This window comes from Clostridium sp. SGI.024 (assembly GCF_050315195.1).
In the GTDB taxonomy this organism is placed as follows: Bacteria; Bacillota; Clostridia; order Clostridiales; family Clostridiaceae; genus Clostridium.
In genome coordinates, this window is sequence record NZ_JBNPON010000063.1 from 1 (window position 1) to 18907 (window position 18907).

Annotated in this window: 20 protein-coding genes; 2 read left to right on the top strand and 18 right to left on the bottom strand. The window is 26.4% G+C overall.

Translation table 11 applies throughout. The features are described 5' to 3' along the window. Positions 1–110 precede the first annotated feature (110 nt). From ACQRD5_RS14005 to ACQRD5_RS14055, 11 genes are all read right to left on the bottom strand, one after another. The gene (locus ACQRD5_RS14005; protein WP_294364416.1) at positions 111–1889 is read right to left on the bottom strand and encodes a M3 family oligoendopeptidase; all 1779 of its coding nucleotides are present in this window, start codon (positions 1887–1889) and stop codon (positions 111–113) included. Positions 1890–1963: 74 nt separating this feature from the next. Then, positions 1964–2647, bottom strand: coding sequence for a helix-turn-helix domain-containing protein (locus tag ACQRD5_RS14010; RefSeq protein ID WP_291625087.1), 684 nt, complete (start codon positions 2645–2647; stop codon positions 1964–1966). A gap of 225 nt (positions 2648–2872) precedes the next feature. Further along, positions 2873–3217, bottom strand: a complete 345-nt coding sequence (locus ACQRD5_RS14015; RefSeq protein ID WP_291625089.1) for an FMN-binding protein — start codon at positions 3215–3217, stop codon at positions 2873–2875. Between the two features lie 27 nt (positions 3218–3244). Further along, positions 3245–4666, bottom strand: a complete 1422-nt coding sequence (locus tag ACQRD5_RS14020) for a flavocytochrome c (RefSeq protein ID WP_291625091.1) — start codon at positions 4664–4666, stop codon at positions 3245–3247. A 107-nt stretch (positions 4667–4773) separates the two neighbouring features. Continuing rightward, positions 4774–5454 carry a response regulator gene (locus tag ACQRD5_RS14025; RefSeq protein WP_291625093.1) on the bottom strand — a complete coding sequence of 227 codons (681 nt, stop codon included), beginning with the start codon at positions 5452–5454 and terminating at the stop codon, positions 4774–4776. Beyond that, a complete protein-coding gene (locus ACQRD5_RS14030; RefSeq protein ID WP_294364415.1) occupies positions 5454–7010 on the bottom strand; it encodes a Spo0B domain-containing protein in 1557 nt (518 codons plus the stop codon). The genes ACQRD5_RS14025 and ACQRD5_RS14030 overlap by 1 nt, the downstream gene beginning before the upstream one ends. An 82-nt stretch (positions 7011–7092) precedes the next feature. After that, the gene (locus ACQRD5_RS14035) at positions 7093–7671 is read right to left on the bottom strand and encodes a hypothetical protein (RefSeq protein WP_291625098.1); all 579 of its coding nucleotides are present in this window, start codon (positions 7669–7671) and stop codon (positions 7093–7095) included. Between the two features lie 86 nt (positions 7672–7757). Continuing rightward, positions 7758–8168, bottom strand: a complete 411-nt coding sequence (locus ACQRD5_RS14040) for a rhodanese-like domain-containing protein (RefSeq protein ID WP_320899895.1) — start codon at positions 8166–8168, stop codon at positions 7758–7760. A 72-nt stretch (positions 8169–8240) separates the two neighbouring features. Then, positions 8241–9392: an AlbA family DNA-binding domain-containing protein gene (locus tag ACQRD5_RS14045; RefSeq protein ID WP_294363690.1), complete on the bottom strand. Its 1152-nt coding sequence runs from the start codon at positions 9390–9392 to the stop codon at positions 8241–8243. A gap of 119 nt (positions 9393–9511) precedes the next feature. Then, entirely contained in the window at positions 9512–10063 is a 552-nt protein-coding gene (locus tag ACQRD5_RS14050) for a TlpA family protein disulfide reductase (RefSeq protein ID WP_291625101.1), read from the bottom strand. A 12-nt stretch (positions 10064–10075) separates the two neighbouring features. Then, complete coding sequence (locus ACQRD5_RS14055) at positions 10076–10753, bottom strand: cytochrome c biogenesis CcdA family protein (RefSeq protein WP_291625104.1); 678 nt, start codon at positions 10751–10753, stop codon at positions 10076–10078. Between the two features lie 175 nt (positions 10754–10928). Between ACQRD5_RS14055 and ACQRD5_RS14060 the strand changes: the two genes are divergently transcribed. After that, positions 10929–11774: a DegV family protein gene (locus ACQRD5_RS14060; RefSeq protein WP_291625106.1), complete on the top strand. Its 846-nt coding sequence runs from the start codon at positions 10929–10931 to the stop codon at positions 11772–11774. Positions 11775–11933: 159 nt separating this feature from the next. On the opposite strand, the gene ACQRD5_RS14065 is transcribed toward ACQRD5_RS14060, so the two are convergent. Together ACQRD5_RS14065 and ACQRD5_RS14070 are read right to left on the bottom strand one after the other, a co-directional pair. Then, entirely contained in the window at positions 11934–12359 is a 426-nt protein-coding gene (locus ACQRD5_RS14065) for a DUF3783 domain-containing protein (protein WP_291625108.1), read from the bottom strand. A 49-nt stretch (positions 12360–12408) separates the two neighbouring features. Continuing rightward, positions 12409–12939 (bottom strand): putative ABC transporter permease, encoded by a 531-nt coding sequence (locus ACQRD5_RS14070; protein ID WP_291625110.1) that lies wholly within the window; start codon positions 12937–12939, stop codon positions 12409–12411. A 166-nt stretch (positions 12940–13105) separates the two neighbouring features. Between ACQRD5_RS14070 and ACQRD5_RS14075 the strand changes: the two genes are divergently transcribed. Next, positions 13106–13942: a cation diffusion facilitator family transporter gene (locus ACQRD5_RS14075; RefSeq protein WP_320627575.1), complete on the top strand. Its 837-nt coding sequence runs from the start codon at positions 13106–13108 to the stop codon at positions 13940–13942. A 50-nt stretch (positions 13943–13992) separates the two neighbouring features. Here the strand turns inward: ACQRD5_RS14075 and ACQRD5_RS14080 are convergent, their stop codons facing one another. The 5 genes from ACQRD5_RS14080 to ACQRD5_RS14100 all read right to left on the bottom strand — a co-directional run bounded on the left by ACQRD5_RS14080 (position 13993) and on the right by ACQRD5_RS14100 (position 18897). Beyond that, positions 13993–14640 carry a membrane-spanning protein gene (locus tag ACQRD5_RS14080; RefSeq protein ID WP_291625112.1) on the bottom strand — a complete coding sequence of 216 codons (648 nt, stop codon included), beginning with the start codon at positions 14638–14640 and terminating at the stop codon, positions 13993–13995. 9 nt (positions 14641–14649) lie between these two features. Next, positions 14650–15543 (bottom strand): permease, encoded by an 894-nt coding sequence (locus ACQRD5_RS14085; protein WP_291625114.1) that lies wholly within the window; start codon positions 15541–15543, stop codon positions 14650–14652. Beyond that, entirely contained in the window at positions 15540–16169 is a 630-nt protein-coding gene (locus ACQRD5_RS14090) for a GTP-binding protein (protein WP_294170808.1), read from the bottom strand. Before ACQRD5_RS14090 ends, ACQRD5_RS14085 begins: the two co-directional genes overlap by 4 nt. Before the next feature lie 8 nt (positions 16170–16177). Beyond that, positions 16178–17113 carry a GTP-binding protein gene (locus ACQRD5_RS14095; RefSeq protein ID WP_291625124.1) on the bottom strand — a complete coding sequence of 312 codons (936 nt, stop codon included), beginning with the start codon at positions 17111–17113 and terminating at the stop codon, positions 16178–16180. 161 nt (positions 17114–17274) lie between these two features. After that, positions 17275–18897: a cell shape-determining protein gene (locus ACQRD5_RS14100; protein WP_294170805.1), complete on the bottom strand. Its 1623-nt coding sequence runs from the start codon at positions 18895–18897 to the stop codon at positions 17275–17277. Positions 18898–18907: the final 10 nt, after the last annotated feature.

An 18907-nucleotide genomic window follows, 5' to 3' on the forward strand; every position in this document is an offset into this window, starting at 1 on the left:
AATGAAAAATTGAGCTGTCTTAATGACAGCTCAATTTTAATAATTATATTTCAAAAACTCCCTTGGAGTTTTTACCTTAACTCTTACTATTAACTATTCTCTATTAACTCTTACTTGATTTCATAGCTTAATTCTATAAATTTTTCTATGTCTTCTTCTATAAGCTTAAGTGAATTTCTCCAGAAGTTAACATCGTGAACATCTATATTCATTATCTTAGTAACATCAGCTACCATATTCTTACCTGTAACTGCTAGTAATTCTTCATATTCTTTACAGAAACTATCGCCTCTCTTTAAGTACTCTGCATATAATCCCTTTGCAAATAAGTTCCCAAAAGCATATGGGAAGTTATAGAAGTTTGCAGTTGCATAGTAGTAATGTGGCTTCCAAGTCCACATGTATTTATGAAGATAATTGCTATCTAATCCGTCTCCATAAGCTTCTTTTTGTGCATTAAGCATAGCATTATTTATTTCTTCCACTGATAAAGAACTTTCTTTTCTCTTTTCAAATACTTCACTTTCAAATAAAAATCTTGAATATATATCTACAATAACTTGATTACAATCTGAAATTTCAGCTTCTAAAATAGCAAAAGCCTCTTCCTTACTCGCTTCTTTTACAGCACTCTTTTTAATAAGTATTTCACAGAAGTTAGATGCAGTTTCTGCTAAAGTCATAGGATATTCAGAGTTTAACATAGTTTCATTGTTTAAGCATTCTCCATGGAATCCATGTCCAAGTTCATGAGCCATAGTAACAACATCACTAAAACTATTTCCATAGTTTAATAATATTCTACTTTCTTTAATATCTTTTATACTTGCACAGAATGCTCCTCCTACTTTACCTTCTTTAGGATATACATCTAACCAATTATTTTCGAAAGCTTTTAATACAAAGTCAGCTAAATTATCACTAAACTTTCTAAAGTTCTTTTCTACAAAAGCTTTACCTTCTTCAAAAGTAAATTTCATTTCTTTTTCTATTACAGGAGCATATAAATCATAAAATGGAAGACCATTTTTATGTCCTAAAATTTCAGCTTTTCTCTTTAAATATTTTCTAAATGTAGGTAAGCTTTCTTTAATTGCTGTAAGCATAGCATTTAAAATATCTTCATCCATTCTAGACTCTTCTAGTGTCATATGAAGAGGTGATTTATAACCTTTTAGTTCAGATGTAGTTATTACTTCTCCTTTTATTCCATTTAATGCAGCTGCTACACCTTCTTCTATTTTCTCGTAAGACTTAATTTCAGCTTCATATGCTTTTTTTCTTACTTCTGGATCCTTGCTATAAGCCATATTTAATACAACTGTTAATGGAAGAGATTCCTCCTTTCCATCTACATTAATATCTACTTTATGTGTTGATATTAAATAATCCTTATAATTTGACCAAGCATCTGAACCTGTAGTCCTCATTTTAGCTATTATAGCTTCTTCCTTATCGCTTAGCATATATTTATTTTTACTAATTATTTCTCTAATTATAAATTCATGATTTTTTAATAAAGTTGATTTATTAATTATTTCATCTATATTTTCTACACTAGCAATCCATTTATAAATTTTAGTTAGTGGTTCTGCTAAAAGGCTATTTTTATTATTTATTACATCTAAATATTTTCTACCTTCCACATTCTTTGAGTCAGCACTAACAGTTAAACTAGCAAATGAAGCTACCTTACTAATAAGAAGATATATGTTTTCAAGTTTATTTATTATATCTTCTAAAGACTTTAAGCTATCGCTATCTTTATTTAAGTTTTCTGAAAAAACTTTTAAATCATTTATATTTTTATCAACTTTATCTAAATCCTCAAGAAACTCTTTAGAAGTAAATGAGGTATAAAGTTCTTTTAAACTCCAATTATCTGACATTTTTTGGCCCCCTTATGTATATATTAATATTAATAATTATAGTATTTTTTTAGCACTTTATCAATATTTTCCACCTAAACAGAGTAATTTTTATTTCTATATTTCAATGGTGAAACCCCAACTAACTTTTTAAATGTATTAGTAAAATGACTTTGATCGTGAAATCCCAATAAAATACTTATTTCTAATATACTTTTTTCAGTACTTAACAACAATATTTTGGCTCTTTCTATTTTTATTCCTCTTAAATATTTCATTACAGATACACCTTTATATTTTTTAAAGCATGTTGAGGCATACCCAACTGAGATATTTAAAGTTTTACAAATTTCTTCTAGGGATATATGATTTTCAATATTTAAATGAAGGGCTTGAAGAAGCTTATTAACTGTAAAACTATCTGTTATTTCTGTATCATTAATTAGTAATTCCATATATTCATTTATCATATCTAATTCTATTTCTTGCATTGAATTTATTGAATTAGCCTCTTTAATTCTTCTATAAAACTTATTATAAATTGGATGTAAATATTTTTTTGCTATTCTATTTCTTATTATTTCTCTAGTATAAATTGCATTCCATATAATAAGATCGTCCCTTTTATGTTCTTTATCCACCTCATCATAAATTTCTGAAGAATGTTTTGCTTTAACAATTTTTATTATTTCTTCTTTATTTCTGGAATCAATTAATAATGACATTTTGTTATTAAAAATATTAAAGTCTGACTCAAAGCTCTCATATCCATCATTCATAAATATACACTCTCCATATACGCAATAATAATTATATACATATTATATTATATATACTAAAACTCCTTCAATGTTTTGCTAAAATTTTACATTGTATCAATTAAACTATCTTTTTATTGAAAATATTATAGTAATCATTATCAATTTTATTAATTTCGCATAAAAAACTAGACAGATAGTTTATTTTATAAACCACCTGTCTTATTATATATTTAAGGTATAATGTTATTTTGTTGCTAATTTTAAAGCACTATTTACAGCATCTATTACTCCCTTTGAAGAGTTTGTTGCCCCTGATATTGCTTCAACACCTTCAGTTCCTTGCTTTTCTATTATTTCTGGAACTAAATTATCTTGAACACCCTCAACTAATGTTTTTGTTTCATTATGCTCAACAAGTTTAACTTCTGAAATCTTACCTTTTGAAACTACAACTTCTACCTTAATTACTCCTGATGCACCTTGTCCTTCTCCTTGGTATGTTCCATCAGTATATTTTCCACCTCCACAGCCTACTAATAATGAAGCTGATATTGAAATAGCTCCTATAACTGCTATTAATTTTTTCATGATTATTCCTCCTACATATAAATTAAGTTATTTTATGAATGCTGCTGCATTTTTTCCAGCTGTTCTACCAAAAGTAACTATATCAGCTAAAGCATTACCACCTAATCTATTTCCTCCATGGATTCCACCAGTAACTTCTCCTGCAGCGAATAATCCTTGAATTATATTTCCATCTGTATTAACAACTTCAGCATTAGTATTAATTTTTAATCCACCCATAGTGTGATGAACTGCTGGTGTTACAGGAATAGCATAAACCTTACCTTCATTTAATTGTCTTGGAAGATCTTCTCTATTAAACTCTGAATCTTTATTTGCTGCTACTGCATCATTATATTTATTTATACTTTCTACCATAGTATCTTTATCTATTGATAATTTTTCTGCTAATTCTTCTACTGAATCTGCTTCAGTTACTAATCCCATATTAAAGTATTCTTCAGTAGCCTTTAAGCTATTTCTTAATCCTTCATCGAAGAAAAGATAAGCAACTCCATCCTTTTGTTCTAATATTGCTTTAGAAACTACATCTCTAGTTAATAATTCATTAGTAAATCTCTTACCATCTTTGTTAATAAGTATAGCACCATTTCCTCTTACAGCCTCAGTAACCATTACAGCTTTTTCTGGAACAACTGTTGGATGAGTTTGAATTTCTTCAATATCAACTAAATCTGCTCCAAGTTTTTCTGCTAAAACTATTCCATCTCCAGTAGCTCCACTGTGATTAGTAGTAGCAAATCCTTTTAATTCTTCTTTGTAGCTAACAACCATTTCTTGATTAGCTGAGAATCCTCCAGCAGCTATAACTACTGCTTTTGTGTTAATAGTATATTCCTTACCTTCTTTATCTGTTGCCTTTACTCCTGAAACTTTACCATCTTTATCTAGTATTATTTCCTTAGCTTCATTCCAAAGTCTTAAATCTACTTTTTCATTTTCTGCTGCTGTCTTTAAAGTATCAACTAAGTGAGCACCTACTGCTGCACCACCAGTAGGTCTATGTGTTCTGTAATTTGTTGATCCAGCCATCTTACCTACATCTGAAAGGTCAGCTCCAAGTTCAGTTAACCATGCTACTGAATCCTTAGCTTCACTTGTTAATTTTTCTACTAAATCAGGGTTGTTTTTATTATATCCACCCTTCATAGTATCCTCATACATTGTTTCTATAGAATCTTCTATATTCTTGTCTTTTTGTTGCTCTGTTTCTGCTGCATTTAATCCACCAGTTGCTCTATTAGTATTACCACCTACCATAGGCATTTTTTCTAAAAGAATTACATTTTCTACGCCTTCTTGTTTAGCTTGTACAGCTGCTGATAACCCAGCTCCACCTGCTCCTATAATAACTATATCAGCAGTTTCTTTCTTAGAACCACAACCAACTAATGCTGTAGGAACTAAAATTAAAGCTGACATTACTAATGCTAAAGCTTTCTTTTTCATTTAGTATTTCTCCCCTTGTTTTTTAGTTTTTTTACAGCTTTAGTATATTTGTTAATTAATAAACAATCAATATTGTGGTCTTATTGTTTATTTTGGTCTTTTTGGTCTTATTTTTTTACTTTATAATAATTAGTTGGCCTTCCAATTTTCCCATACTCCTGGTATATTTCCACTTTGCTTTCTTCTACCATTTTCTCTAAATATCTTCTTGCAGTAACTCTTGCAAGTCCACTCCCCTTAGCTATTTCTTCAGCTGTCAATTCCTCATTTCTTTTTAATTTCATAAACTCTATTATCTTATTATAAGTTTTTATATTTAATCCCTTACAAAGTTCTTTTTCTTCTTCCACATTTATATTTAATATATATTGGTCAATATGTTCTTGATTTATATCTTCTGCATTATTTAATCCTAAAAACCTATTTTTATAATTTATTAATGATTCTTTAAACCTTTCAAATTTGAATGGTTTAATTAAATAATCTACAGCTCCATATTTAAAAGCATCATCTACAGACTCCCTACATTTATCTGCTGTAATTAATATTGTATCTAAATTCATTTCTTCTGATCTAATCCATTTTAATAACTCTATTCCCTTACCATCAGGTAAAAACACATCTAATAATACTAAGTCAGCTTTACAACTTTTTAATTTTATCTTAGCTTCCTTTATAGAGCTTGCATCATCTATCACCTTAAAACTACCCATTTTTTCTAAAAATCTTTTGTTAATTTCTTTAACCATTGGGTCATCTTCAACAATAAAAACATTAATTATATTCATTAAATCTTTACCTCCCATACAGTCATTTCATCTGATGTTAATTTCAAATCTCCATTTAAAGAACTTATTATATTATTAATATTATATAATCCTAATCCTCTAAAATTTCCTTTGGTACTAAATCCTCTTATAAATATTTTTTCTTTTAATTTTTCATCAATTTTATTTCCATTATTTTTTACTATAATATTTATTTTTTTATCTTGGAAAATTCCTATATATATGTATCCATTATCCCTTCCCTTCAATTCTTCAATAGAGTTTTCCAATAAGTTTCCTATAATAGTTAATATATCTTGTACCATAATATTTTTAGGTATTTCTTTTAAATTTGAGTTCTCATCTACTTCAAATTTTATCTTAAGTTCATCAGCTTTATTATATTTTGAAAATATTAAACCTTGTATTGAAGCTTCTCTTATCTTCTTTAAAGAATCAGTTATAACTCCTCTATTCTCAGTTGTTTCAAAAATATATTCTAAAGCTTTATCGCTTTCATCTAATTGAATTAAGCCTGCAATTGTATGTAATTTATTCATAAACTCATGATTTTGAGCTCTTAAATTCCAAGTTAATTCCTTTACACCAGTTAATTCTGCAGCCATATTATGAACTTTTGTGAAATCCTGAAAACTAGCTATTGCTCCTACTATTTTCCCATATTCACCAATAATGCTATAAAAATTTGCCATAATTATCACATTATTATTAAGTCTAATTTCTTCATTGAAAATTCTACTTCTTCTATACATAACTTCATTTAACAAGTTCTTTATCTTATCATCAATAATTTTATTAGAATGGAGCTTTAATATTTCATAAGCTTTACTATTAATTACAGTTATTTCCCCTAAATTATTTACAGCAATAAGACCTTCTTCAATGTTATTAATAATAGACTCTTTTTCCCTAAGCTCATTTGCTATTTCTTCTGGTTCTAATCCATAAATATCTGATTTTATATTTTTTGCTAATTTCTTAGCTAAAAAAATAATAATAATTAAAACTCCCATAAACACAGGTATTAAACCATTAAAAAATTCTACTACTTCGCTTCTTATATCTCTCTTTAATACTCCTACTGCTACTGCTCCAACTTGTACACCATCTTTATAAACTGGTGTAAAGCCTCTCACAGATTTTCCTAAATGACCTTCACCTTCCGAAACATAGGTTTCTCCTTCAGTCAATACTAGTTTTTCATCTCCTCCCAAAAATTTTCTACCTATATTTTCTGGAATTGGATGTGAGTATCTTACTCCTTCGTTATTCATTACTGTTATAAATAATAATCCTGTTTTAAGTCTTACTCTTTCTGTAAAATTTTGTACCTTATAATGAGTTGGATCTGATCCATCAGCTAATTCTTTTTGTATCATAGGATTAGAAGAAACAACAAAAGCTATATCTATTAAGCTCTTGCCTACTGTTTCCGATACTTTAGACTTTATAATAGCTAATGAAAATATGCTAATTATTATTATAACAGTTATAAATATTCCAATAGTTAATCTAGTTAGTTTCTTTTCTAAGCTCATTTTTACCTCTTTTTTCATTAGTTTTACTTGACCATTATATAATAAAACATAAATATTAATAAAAAAAGAATCATGTTAAATGATTCTTTTTAGCTTATCATTATTTTTTTCTAATAATATCTAATACATAAGTCTTAAACTCTTCAAAAGTCCCTTTTGTTATAGATGCTCCCTTATTAATTTTTCCACTTGAAAAATTATATTCTGCTGAACCATAGTTAAAGCTTGCACTGGAAACTATTATACTTGAATCAGTAACTCTATAATTTACATCTGTTAACATAACATCCTTACAAAACTCTATAAATTCATTTGCTTTTTCTAAATCACCTTTGCATACTTCATGTAAAGTAAACTTAAATAGGCCATACCCTCCAATTAAAGGTACCATTTGTCCATTAGCCATGTAAAACACTTTTCCCATATTATAAAAATACTTCATATTTCCATAAGTCATAGTTCTATATTCATTATTAATTTCTAAATCCTTATTATTTAAACCTGTAAACTTTTCAACTATATCATCCCAGGCTCTTGCTTCTGATGATTTATTATTACTTATTACAGTTTTAAATTGCTCGTATGCCTTTTCTAAATCATTTCCCTTATTTATAATTGAATTATTTACTTTAACTACATACTCATTGTTTTCATATACTAATTCCACTTTACTATTCATAACTAAACTCCTTACTTCTATAACTATATATTATTATTTAGTAATGATTATTATATCATAATATGAAAGATTTTTAAATAATATATTTATTTTACTATTGCATATGGCCAATCTTTTATACCACCAAAATCATAAACATTAGTATATCCCATCTTCACTAACAATTTAGATGCTTGGCTACTTCTATTTCCGCTTCTACAATAAACTAATATTTTTTGTTCCTTATCTTTAATTATATTTTCTGCTTCTTTTTCTATTTCATTAACTGGAATTAATATGCTATTTTCTATATGTCCACTAATATACTCCTCATTAGTTCTAACATCTAATATTATAACATCACCTTTATCTATTTCTGCTTTTGCTTCTTTTGCAGTCATTTTCATCACGCTACTATTTTCAGTACTTTTTGTGACATCCTCCTTCATTACTGTAGAACAACCTGAAATTATAAAAACGCTTAAAATCATAATCACTATAACATATAATTTTTTCAATATCATCACCTCTCCATTATTATAAAATAATAAATATGCTAGGTTTGTGATAAAGTCACAAACCTAGCATATTTATTTATTAAAATTCATTATACCAGGTAAAACTACTTTAAAATAATCTTCTTTGGCCGAATTAACAAATCTAACTTTTTTATTATTGAAAGACTTTTTTATTCTTAATAAGCCTTGTCCATTATTTAAAAATCTTTTATTATCATCTAGTGTTATTAACTTTTCATATAACCACATATTCCTCTTACTTTGATTCATATCATTAATTGATCTATTCTTTCTCGTTATAGCTCCTGGACTTGTAATAATTATTTCTTTAATCCCAATATAAATATCAATAATTTTATCAAAAGCAGAATAATCTCTATATAACACTGCATTATTAACAGCTTCATTTATTGCATTTATAGGATAATCACTTGGTACAATCTCTGAGATTTCCTTTGTAGCTTTATCAATCATATTTAGTACATTCCCTTGAATTATTATCACTTCATTTTTGTGAGGGTTCACTTTATTATTTATTCTAATAATATTATGAGGCAACCACAGACTATTAACATTTGAAAAAATTAATAATCCTCCTAAAGTGCAATTTAATTCTCCACTGTCCTTATCTCTTGAAATAATTCTAGAGGTTTCAAGCAAAAATTCCTTGTTTTCTTCATTTATTTCTATACCCTTTTTTTGAAAATAAGTTTTGTATATTTCACCATCTAAAAAGCTTATATTGCTTTTAACTATCATTGATGTTTCTATAAAGAAATCTAAATTTTCTTCAAAGGCTTCCAATAACTCTTGCTTTCTCATTGTATCAGTAGTAGAGCCTCTTCTTATGTAAAATGCACCATTTTCTCTTACCTGATATGGTTTTTGTTCTCCATCATAAATTGTAATTACAGAAAGCTTTTTATTTTCTATTAATAAATTATCTACTGAAATTGGAATTGGTGGCTCACACCTTGATGTAATTATTTGTTGTACTTGCTCTTCAATAATAATTTCATTATCTTCTAAACCAACTATTCTTTTAGATTTATCTTCAATTCCTATTACTATATAACCTCTCCCACCTCTTGAATTAGCTATAGCACAAACATCCTTTGCTAGCTCTTTTTTACTACTTTCATGCTCTAAGGATAGCTTTAATTTAAAATCTAACTTTATACCTTCTTCTTTTTTTATTAATCCTAGCAACTTTTTGCTATCCATATCTCTCACCCCATAATTTAATATTATATTAATATATTACTAAAAAAATAGAAGGATAGAAATATTATTTTGGTAGATAATTAATCTACTTCAAATTCCTTCAAATCCTTCTTATTTTATTACTCTATAAGTTTTTCAATATTTTTAAATAACAAATCTTTATCTATTAAGCCTTCTCTATCATAGGTTATTTCACCATCTACATTTACAAATATGGTTCTAGGTATCCCTTTAATATTATAAGTATTGGAAGCATTAAGGTCTTCATCAAATAGTATATTCATTTCTAAGTTGTTGTCCTTTAAAAACTTTAATGCTTTATCCTTTGTCTCTCTCTTTCCATCAGTTAAATTAATCATAAGTATTTCAACCTCATCACCATATTTCTTTATTGCTTCTTCAAAATATGGCATTTCTTCTTGACAAGGTCCACACCAACTAGCCCATATGTTTATTACTACTGGCTTTTTATTCTTAAAATCTGATAATTTAACCTTATTACCATCTTCATCATATACAGTAAAATCTTTTGCTTCTTTTATCACTGTTTGTAATGAATCACTATCATTAGGTAAGTATTTACCTGATAAGTATCCATATCCAAACTTCACTATAACTACTAATAACACTAAGGAAACTATAAGTACAACTATTTTCATTTTATCCTTCATAAAATTTACCTCCTAATTAAATGTTAACCAAGATAATAATAAGTTTAAATATCCAGTCATCATCATTAATCCAATTACTATAAGCAATATTCCTGATATAGTATTTATTATCTTATAATTTCTTTTAATAAACTTAAAGGCACTCTTTAAATTCTCAATTAACAGAGCTGATATTATAAATGGTATTCCAAGTCCTAAACTATAGGATATAAGCATTAATATTCCCTTCATAGTATCTTGTGAATTAGCTGCAATCATTAAAGCAGCACCTAGAAAAGTTCCTACACATGGAGTCCAGCCAATTGCAAATATAATACCAAATAAAGTAGATGATATTAAATTTAATTTATTTAAATTGGCTTTATTATTTAATTTAAAGCTCCTTTCTAAAAAAGTAATTTTAAATATACCAATATAATTTAATCCAAAAACTATTAATAATATACCTGCTATTATATTAAATAGTTTCATATAGTTTTGTATAAAAACTCCAAAGCTTCCTGCAGCAGCCCCTAAAACAGTAAATATCATTGAAAATCCAACTACAAAGCCTATAGAATTAATTAAAGCTTTATTATTTTTACTTTCATCTTCCCCAATAAAATATGAAATATATATAGGAAGCATAGGCAATATACAAGGTGAAATAAAGGTTAGTATTCCCTCTAAGAAAAGTATAAAATAATTCACTAAACCACTCCTTTCCTTTTTTATTAATATATCATAACATTCATATTAATAGAATAAGTTACTTTTATGATACTGTTACACAAATAAAATATCATCTAGTTTTAAAAACTATATATTGTATATACGATAATTTTATGATATCTTATTAATATACTCAATAGAAAGGAATGTTAATATGAATAAAATTGCTTTGATTACAGATAGTACTTGTGGATTACCTAAAGAATATATACAAAAATACAATGTTAAAATAGTTTCTTTAAAAATACTATATAAAACTAAAGAATATATTGATGGAATTAATATTACACCTGAAGAGGTTTATGCTAAATTACCAGATGAACTACCTACTACCTCAATGCCTTCTGTTGATGATGTTTCTATTTTATATGATGAATTAGTTAGAGATGGCTATACTCATGCAATTGTTTTGCCTGTTTCTTCAGGCTTATCTGGAACTATAAATAGCTTTAGACTTGCAAGTGAAAATTACAATAGTATTAATACATTCATTTTTGATACAAAAGTATTATCTATGGCTGTTGGACTAATTGTAATTGAAGTTGGTAAAATGATAGAAGCTAATAAAAGCTTCGAATATATTTGTAATAAGATTCCAAAGATAAGAGAAAACTTATGGATGTATTTCACAGTAGATACCTTAGAATATTTAATAAAAGGTGGAAGAATCGGAAAGGTTTCTGGTGGTATTGGGCAACTGCTTAATTTAAAGCCTATAATCACTATGGATGAAGATGGTGCTTATACAACTTTTACTAAAGCCAGAGGATCAAAACAAGCCTTTAATAAACTTATTTCTTTAGCATCTAATATCTTAGATAAGGGTAAAAGTAAAGTTATTATAATGACTGGTACTATGCATGAAGAAGCAGAAAAACTTAAAGCTACCTTGCAAGAACATAAAAACATCACTTTTATTTATAAAGGTACAATTACTCCTGCCGTTGGTATACATTCAGGTCCTAGATTATTAGCTGTAGCTGTAATGAAGGAAATCTAAAAAAGATACATACTATCTTACTTACTCCGCCTAACACTCAAAGTTGTCATAAGATAGTATGTATCTTTTTGTAATTTAAATATAATTAATTTCTCAATTTCTAATAGCTATGTTCAGATATACTAGGTATTAAGGCCCACACACTATGTTATTTCTTAATTATTCTTCGTGTTCGTATTCTTTACCTGATTGCATTGCTATCTTTTCTGCTACTAAGTTCTTTAATAATACATCTACTGTCCATTCCTTTGATGTTTCTGTAACTGTAGCCTTTAAAACATTATTAAGTCTAAATTTTTTCAGGTTATTTATAAGTAATCCAATTTTTGCACCTGGAATATTATTGAAAATTATAGCTTTATTTTTTATTCCATCTTCAGCATCATTTAATATGTTTCCATTAATAATCTCTTTAACTAAGGTATTTCCATTTTTATAGTTAATTACAACCTTGTCTCTTATTCCAAGCATTCCTGCTAAATTGCTTAAAGTTTTAACTTCTTTCACATTAAAATTACATAAAATTATGCAACTTCTTCCCTCATCAGCTTTTGTTTCTTTTGTATCTAATAATTCAAATGACATATTACTCTCCTTTTATAAATTAATTTCTTAACTATATCATATAAAAATACTATGAATTAAGCAACCTTGTTTTTTTAATATTAAACTTAATATTTATAGTATAAATAAAATCTATAGTCATAATTAATAATATAAAAATATTAGATATTCTAAATAAATTTTCTAAGCTTAAATAAAAGTTATTAATAATTGGTGCTATTAACCTTATACCTATATAGCATAAAATAGACCAATAGATTGAAAATTTTAAAGTTATTAACCCTTTATAATTGAATTTTAAGCTTGAATAATCCCAATATCTTTCATTAAATACTTTTAGAAGTAAATATCCAGTAATAAATTCTACAGATGTTGGTACAATTAAATATAAAGTAAATCTACTTAAAATACTTAAATTATAATAATAATCTATTAAAATTAAAATAGTAAAAGCTATTCCATACATTGGCTTATAAGGCCCCTTTAAAAAACCTTCCTTTTTAAATTTTCCACTAATAATATAACTATAAATTCCTTCAATATAATAGCCTATTATAGAATATAGAATAAAATTAAATATAGTAAAATTTATCATCGTCATTTTAAAACACCAACCTTTAGTAAATTTCATCATTAGTTTATCCAATTAGTATTCATAAATACATTTTATTCTATATAGTAACTTTTAAACTCTCTAAGAATACTATAGAATATATTACTTAAAAGGAGAGATTAAAATCGAAGCTACCTATATAAAAGTAAAAAAAATTCTAGCTATTCTTTTATTAGCTAATTTATTTGTTGCAATCTCTAAAGTTTTAGTGGGCTTTGTAATTAATAGCTCTAGTGTTATGGCTGATGGCTTTCATTCTATTTCTGATAGTGCATCAAATATAGTAGGTATAATAGGTATTACTCTAGCTTCAAAGCCTAAAGATACAGAACATCCTTATGGTCATAAAAAATTTGAAACTATATCTAGTATTATCATTGGATTAATGTTACTAGTTTTAGGCTTTAATGTTATTAAAACCTCAATAGTAAAGATATTTGTAACCTCTGAAATGAATATTACTATAGAAAGCTTAGTTATAATATTAATAACATTAATTATCAATATCTTTGTTGCAATATACGAAAATAATCAAGGTCACAAACTTAATAGTAATCTTTTAATAGCAGATTCTCTTCATACTAAAAGTGATATTTTTATATCAATAGGTGTTTTACTAGCATTACTTACAATAAAGCTAGGACTTCCCCCAATAGTAGATATATTAGCATCCTTTATAGTATCCTTTTTTATTTTCCATGCATCCTATGAAATAATAAAAAATAATATTTCAGCTTTAACAGATAAGGTTATTATAGAAGAAGATGTAATAACTAATATTCTTAAAGAATTTAAGGCTATTGAAGATGTCCATAATATAAGATCTAGAGGTTATAATGATTATATTTTCTTAGATATGCATATAAAAGTAGATTCAAATTTGAATGTGGATGAAGCTCATACCCTTGTTCATGAAATCGAAAGTACATTAAATACTAAGCTAGATAAAAAAGTAGATTTAATTATTCATGTTGAGCCTAATATAAAATAGAGCTGCCTAAGCAGCTCCTTTACTTTATCTTACTTTATTTAATATCTTTATTAGAAGTATATATTACTTGGTGGGTTAATTTTTATATATTCTTCTACTTGTAAATAATACTCACCATCAAAGGATATTTTTCCAACAACCTTTATCCATTGACCTTCTTTAAACTTATCTTTTGATAAGGTTTTAACTCCTATAATATATGAATCTGCTGCACAACAATTCATTTCTTCTCTGCCTAATATAAATTTATCTCCTTCATACTTATAAACAACCCCAGTAAAAATAATACGTTTATCTAAATATTCTTCACCTTCTACTTCTAAATCTTCTAAAATATGATGTGTTTCATGATTAATTTCTATGGCATCCTTGGCAAATAAGTTATTAAAGCTTGATAAATTATTGTTATTATCCTTATAGATATACCCTCTTAATAAAAGCAAAACCCCTATTATTAATGTAAATATTACTGGTATAAATTTTAATGATGTATCTGTTCGAGAATTAAAGCTTATAACCTTCATAGCTTGAACAATAATTAATATAGGTAAAATCACAAGTACTATATATAAATTTTTTGCAGTTTTTATACTTAAATAATTATAAACTTCTTTAGATAGCATTAAATAACCTATATAAGTAGTTAATAAAATTAATATAAGTAACCATATAAATTCTTCAACATTAAATTTTCTCATACTAACCTCCTAAAATATAAAGCTTAAGCTTACTGAAAAAGCTAGTACAATTAATACTATTATTGAAATTATTTTAACTGCAAATTTCCTTTTGAAGTATGAGGAAATAATTATAGCATTTTTTAAATCTAACATAGGACCTAAAATTAAAAATGCTGAAACAGCAGGAATACCAAAGTAATCTAAAAACCCCTTAGCAATAAAAGCATCAGCCTCCGAACATAAGGATAATAAAAATGCTAATAACATCATTATAATTATAGGAAGTATTACCCCCTTAGAATATTTACCTATAAACTCTTCCTTAACTAATACAACAAACAAGCTAGATAAAAATGATCCAACTATGTAGTATCTTAATATATTAAAAAACTCTTTATTTGCATGTTCTAAACATAATCTAAGCTTTGTTTTATTATAAAAATAATCTCTTGTTTCACATCCACAATCGCAGATATTTTCATATTCATTTTTATTACTAATAACCTGATTATTTTTTTTAGTAAATACCTCAACTAATAATCCTATTATAATAGCACAAATAATTCCTCCAAAAACTCTTATTAATACTATATTGATATCTTTAAAAGCATAAAAAGTAGAAGCAACAACTATTGGATTTACTATTGGTACTGTAAGCATAAAAACTACAGCAACTGCAATAGGAACTCCTTTTTTTATTAAACTTCTTGCAATAGGAACAATAGCACATTCACAAATTGGAATAAAAACTCCCATAAAGGCTGCAAAAATTATAGATATAATTCTACTTTTAGGTAAAATTCTTTTTACAACATTCTCTGATACATATATTTGAATAACAGAAGATGCTATAGATCCAATTAATATAAAAGGTAGTGCTTCTAATATCATACTTATAAAAACATTAGCCCACTTTATCATTGCACTATCTCCTTTTTGTAAATCATAGCTTTTATTTTTTTAATTGCTGTACCTTCTTTAAAATACTTAGATAATTTTATATCCTCTTCTAAATTATCTAATGACTTGGAAATTAATATTGGTGCTGTAGTATTTATATTTTCTATAAACTTAATCAAATCTTTTTGATTATCTAAAGATAATAAGGAATAATTATTTAAAATAATAAGTTTACTTGATTGAATAAAGGGTATTATTATTTCTCCTAAATTTTTAAGATATACTTTTAAATTCTTACTATCACCTATATAATAGTTTCCATAAAAATTAAACTTTTTCCTTATTTCTATATCTTGTAAAACTTTACTTATAGCACTTAAGTTCATTGTTCCATTAAACTCAATTATTACTCTAGAATACTCTTTTTTAATTATTTCTTTAAGTAATAACTCTTTAAGCTTATCAATATCTTCCAAGTATATAACTTTTATATTTTTTAAATCCCTCCTAATAGCTTTTACTCCCTCTTCTAGAAGAATTATTAATATCTCTTTTCCTAAGCAACTTTCTGTATTTAAATAAGCATTTATAAAGGATGTTTTACCTGAATTTAAAAAACCACTTACAATTTCAAATTTAACTTTCATTTATTCTCTCAAAGAAATAACTTTTCTATTTCTTTTCTATTTAGATTTACACCTATAAATGAAATTACACTAGAGATATTATTATTTATTTTTCTAATTTCAAATTCACCCTTTACAAAATCAAATTGGCTAAAAGTTTTATCCTTTAACTCTACTACTCCTTTTGCTCTTAATACATCTCCAAAACTTCTAGAACTAGAAATAAACTTAAATTTTGATATTAATTCTAATTTTGAAAACTTACAACTAGGATAAATTGCAAAGCTTTCAAAAACGTCTTTAGCTTTAGAAGTTTCCACATTCTTCAATCTTGGTTTTATCCCTTTGTATTCATTAATATTTACAGAATTAAGCTCTATGTTATTTAAAATATCAATTCCCTTTAAGTTCTTCCAATCATGACTAATTATTACTGCTCTTTTATTAATCTTCTTAATTTTTGAAAGTATATCTTCTAAACTATCTTTTTTTAAGTTTTGACTTCTACTTAAAACTATTTTCTTTGTATTTATAATTTGATCTTCATAAAAGTCCTTAAAATTTCTATAATATATATCAAACTTTTCAGGATCTATAACAGTAATTATATTATCAACTTCAACTTTATCTTTTAGCTTTGATTCTTTAAAAATTTTAATTATATCTGTAAGTTTTGCAACTCCTGAAGGCTCTATAATTATTCTTATAGGGTTATATTTATTAATAACTTCTATAACTGCTTCTCTAAAATCTCCAGTAACTTCACAGCAAATACAACCTGAATTAATTTCCTTAACCTTTATATTAGAATCTCTTAATATTAATGCATCTATACTTACTTCACCAAACTCATTTTCAATAATAGCAATGCTTTCACCATATGTGCCTTCACTAATTAACTTTTTAATAAGAAATGTTTTCCCAGCACCTAGAAAACCTGAAAAAATATCTATCTTTGTTTTCATTTTTCACCTCTATATAAATATTATTATGTTCTTCACATTTTATGATTTAAAATATATATTTATTCCAAAAAATAATGAGGAAATATACAATTGCTTTATAGATAACCTACTTTATGCAATAGATATTTCCTCATTATTAATTAATATTATTTAATACCCTATTAACTTTCTTTATTATATAAACTTAAATTTTCAAAAGAATTTGTTAATATGTATTTTCCATCTCCTACTTTTATATATTTTATTCTAACCTTATCTCCTGTAGAGCTTAATGCAACTTCTCTTGAAGTTTCTGTTGAAACTGTAAATATATTATCCTGTCCTTTAATTTTAATATCATATATACTAGTGCCATCCTTAACTAATAACCCTATTCTCTCTATTTCTCCCTCTAAAATTTCTTCACTATTACTTCCTTCTAAAGAAATATTAGTATTAGTTAAACCTTCTAAATATTTATTAAGAGTTGATTGCAATGAATCTCCTACTCCTACTATATTATAATTTTTAACATTTACCATTGCATATTGCTTCACTAAACCATTTGAATCTTTTAAAGTCATAAAATAAGTTGGTTCATTTTGTATATTTATTAAATAAGGTAAGGTTGCAGTATATCCATATTGTTGAACTTTACCTTCTGCTGACTTCATACTGGCAGTTTCTGTTGCTCCTGATGTTTTATACATATTTGTTTCACCAGTTCTTGTATTTGTTAGCATAAATCCTACTAGACCTTCATCATTACCTACAGATGTTACACCAGTATAATAATAACAAGTATCATTATTAAATATTAAATTCATTCCTTTTGTAGATGTTAACTTATCTTTGTCACTAAAGTTAAATACACCATGAACAAGCTCTCCCCATTTATCTATATAATTTCTTATATATCTATCTGGCTGAATTCTATCTATCCAATCAGGAGCATCTTCGATTCCATAAATATTAGATTTCCCTGTTTGAGCATCTAATACTAGAACTCCTATGGCTTTTTCTTCTGTTATTCCAATAGCATTGTCATATCTAGTAATTACCCAATATGGATTACCTTCATCATCTAATTCAAATGTAAAGTCTGTATGTCCAGCTTTCATATCTCTAAGATAAGCTGCTCTATGCAAATCACTAAATAAATATGCTGAATCTAAATACTTAATCTTTATATCTTTTCCATTTAACTCAGTTACTAGTTGTACATCACTTTGATTTGTTGCACTTACCTTTATATATCCTGATGTTCCTTTTCTATTAGTAAACCACTTAAATAATGACGAATGTTCTAAAGGTGCTACGTAGTACAGTTGTCCTTTTATGCTTTGTAATGTTAAATCTCCAATGGTTACTTGGCTACCTAAACTAGGTATCTCTCCTAATTTCTTATCTGCTAATTTATATGCAACTTCTTTATCTATGATCGGTAATTGATTTAAGTCTATATGCTGAATTTCATTACTAAATTCAACTTCTTCAACCTTACCAATTAATCCTCTATGAGCTTTATAATTAAATATAGGACTAAATACTATTAAAGAAAAAATATAGATTACAGCTACTAGTGATGCAACTAATCCATATTTTTTATTAAAAGTTAAAAAAGCATAAATTGCTGTTACTATAACAAAAACTCCTACAATATAAAATGAGCTCAAAGTTAAATCTAATACTAAACTACTATTAAAGGCTAATACTATTGCTGATACTATATATGCAATAATCAATAGACCTAAATACTTTATAAATGAGCTTTTTTTCGGTTTAAAATCCCTTATGTTTTCCATTTTAATCCCC

Coding starts and splice junctions, on each gene's coding strand:
- ACQRD5_RS14005 (WP_294364416.1), bottom strand. CDS start 1,889: ATGTCAGATAATTGGAGTTTAAAAGAACTTTATACCTCATTTACTTCT.
- ACQRD5_RS14010 (WP_291625087.1), bottom strand. CDS start 2,647: ATGAATGATGGATATGAGAGCTTTGAGTCAGACTTTAATATTTTTAAT.
- ACQRD5_RS14015 (WP_291625089.1), bottom strand. CDS start 3,217: ATGAAAAAATTAATAGCAGTTATAGGAGCTATTTCAATATCAGCTTCA.
- ACQRD5_RS14020 (WP_291625091.1), bottom strand. CDS start 4,666: ATGAAAAAGAAAGCTTTAGCATTAGTAATGTCAGCTTTAATTTTAGTT.
- ACQRD5_RS14025 (WP_291625093.1), bottom strand. CDS start 5,454: ATGAATATAATTAATGTTTTTATTGTTGAAGATGACCCAATGGTTAAA.
- ACQRD5_RS14030 (WP_294364415.1), bottom strand. CDS start 7,010: ATGAAAAAAGAGGTAAAAATGAGCTTAGAAAAGAAACTAACTAGATTA.
- ACQRD5_RS14035 (WP_291625098.1), bottom strand. CDS start 7,671: ATGAATAGTAAAGTGGAATTAGTATATGAAAACAATGAGTATGTAGTT.
- ACQRD5_RS14045 (WP_294363690.1), bottom strand. CDS start 9,392: ATGGATAGCAAAAAGTTGCTAGGATTAATAAAAAAAGAAGAAGGTATA.
- ACQRD5_RS14050 (WP_291625101.1), bottom strand. CDS start 10,063: ATGAAGGATAAAATGAAAATAGTTGTACTTATAGTTTCCTTAGTGTTA.
- ACQRD5_RS14060 (WP_291625106.1), top strand. CDS start 10,929: ATGAATAAAATTGCTTTGATTACAGATAGTACTTGTGGATTACCTAAA.
- ACQRD5_RS14065 (WP_291625108.1), bottom strand. CDS start 12,359: ATGTCATTTGAATTATTAGATACAAAAGAAACAAAAGCTGATGAGGGA.
- ACQRD5_RS14070 (WP_291625110.1), bottom strand. CDS start 12,939: ATGACGATGATAAATTTTACTATATTTAATTTTATTCTATATTCTATA.
- ACQRD5_RS14080 (WP_291625112.1), bottom strand. CDS start 14,640: ATGAGAAAATTTAATGTTGAAGAATTTATATGGTTACTTATATTAATT.
- ACQRD5_RS14085 (WP_291625114.1), bottom strand. CDS start 15,543: ATGATAAAGTGGGCTAATGTTTTTATAAGTATGATATTAGAAGCACTA.
- ACQRD5_RS14090 (WP_294170808.1), bottom strand. CDS start 16,169: ATGAAAGTTAAATTTGAAATTGTAAGTGGTTTTTTAAATTCAGGTAAA.
- ACQRD5_RS14095 (WP_291625124.1), bottom strand. CDS start 17,113: ATGAAAACAAAGATAGATATTTTTTCAGGTTTTCTAGGTGCTGGGAAA.
- ACQRD5_RS14100 (WP_294170805.1), bottom strand. CDS start 18,897: ATGGAAAACATAAGGGATTTTAAACCGAAAAAAAGCTCATTTATAAAG.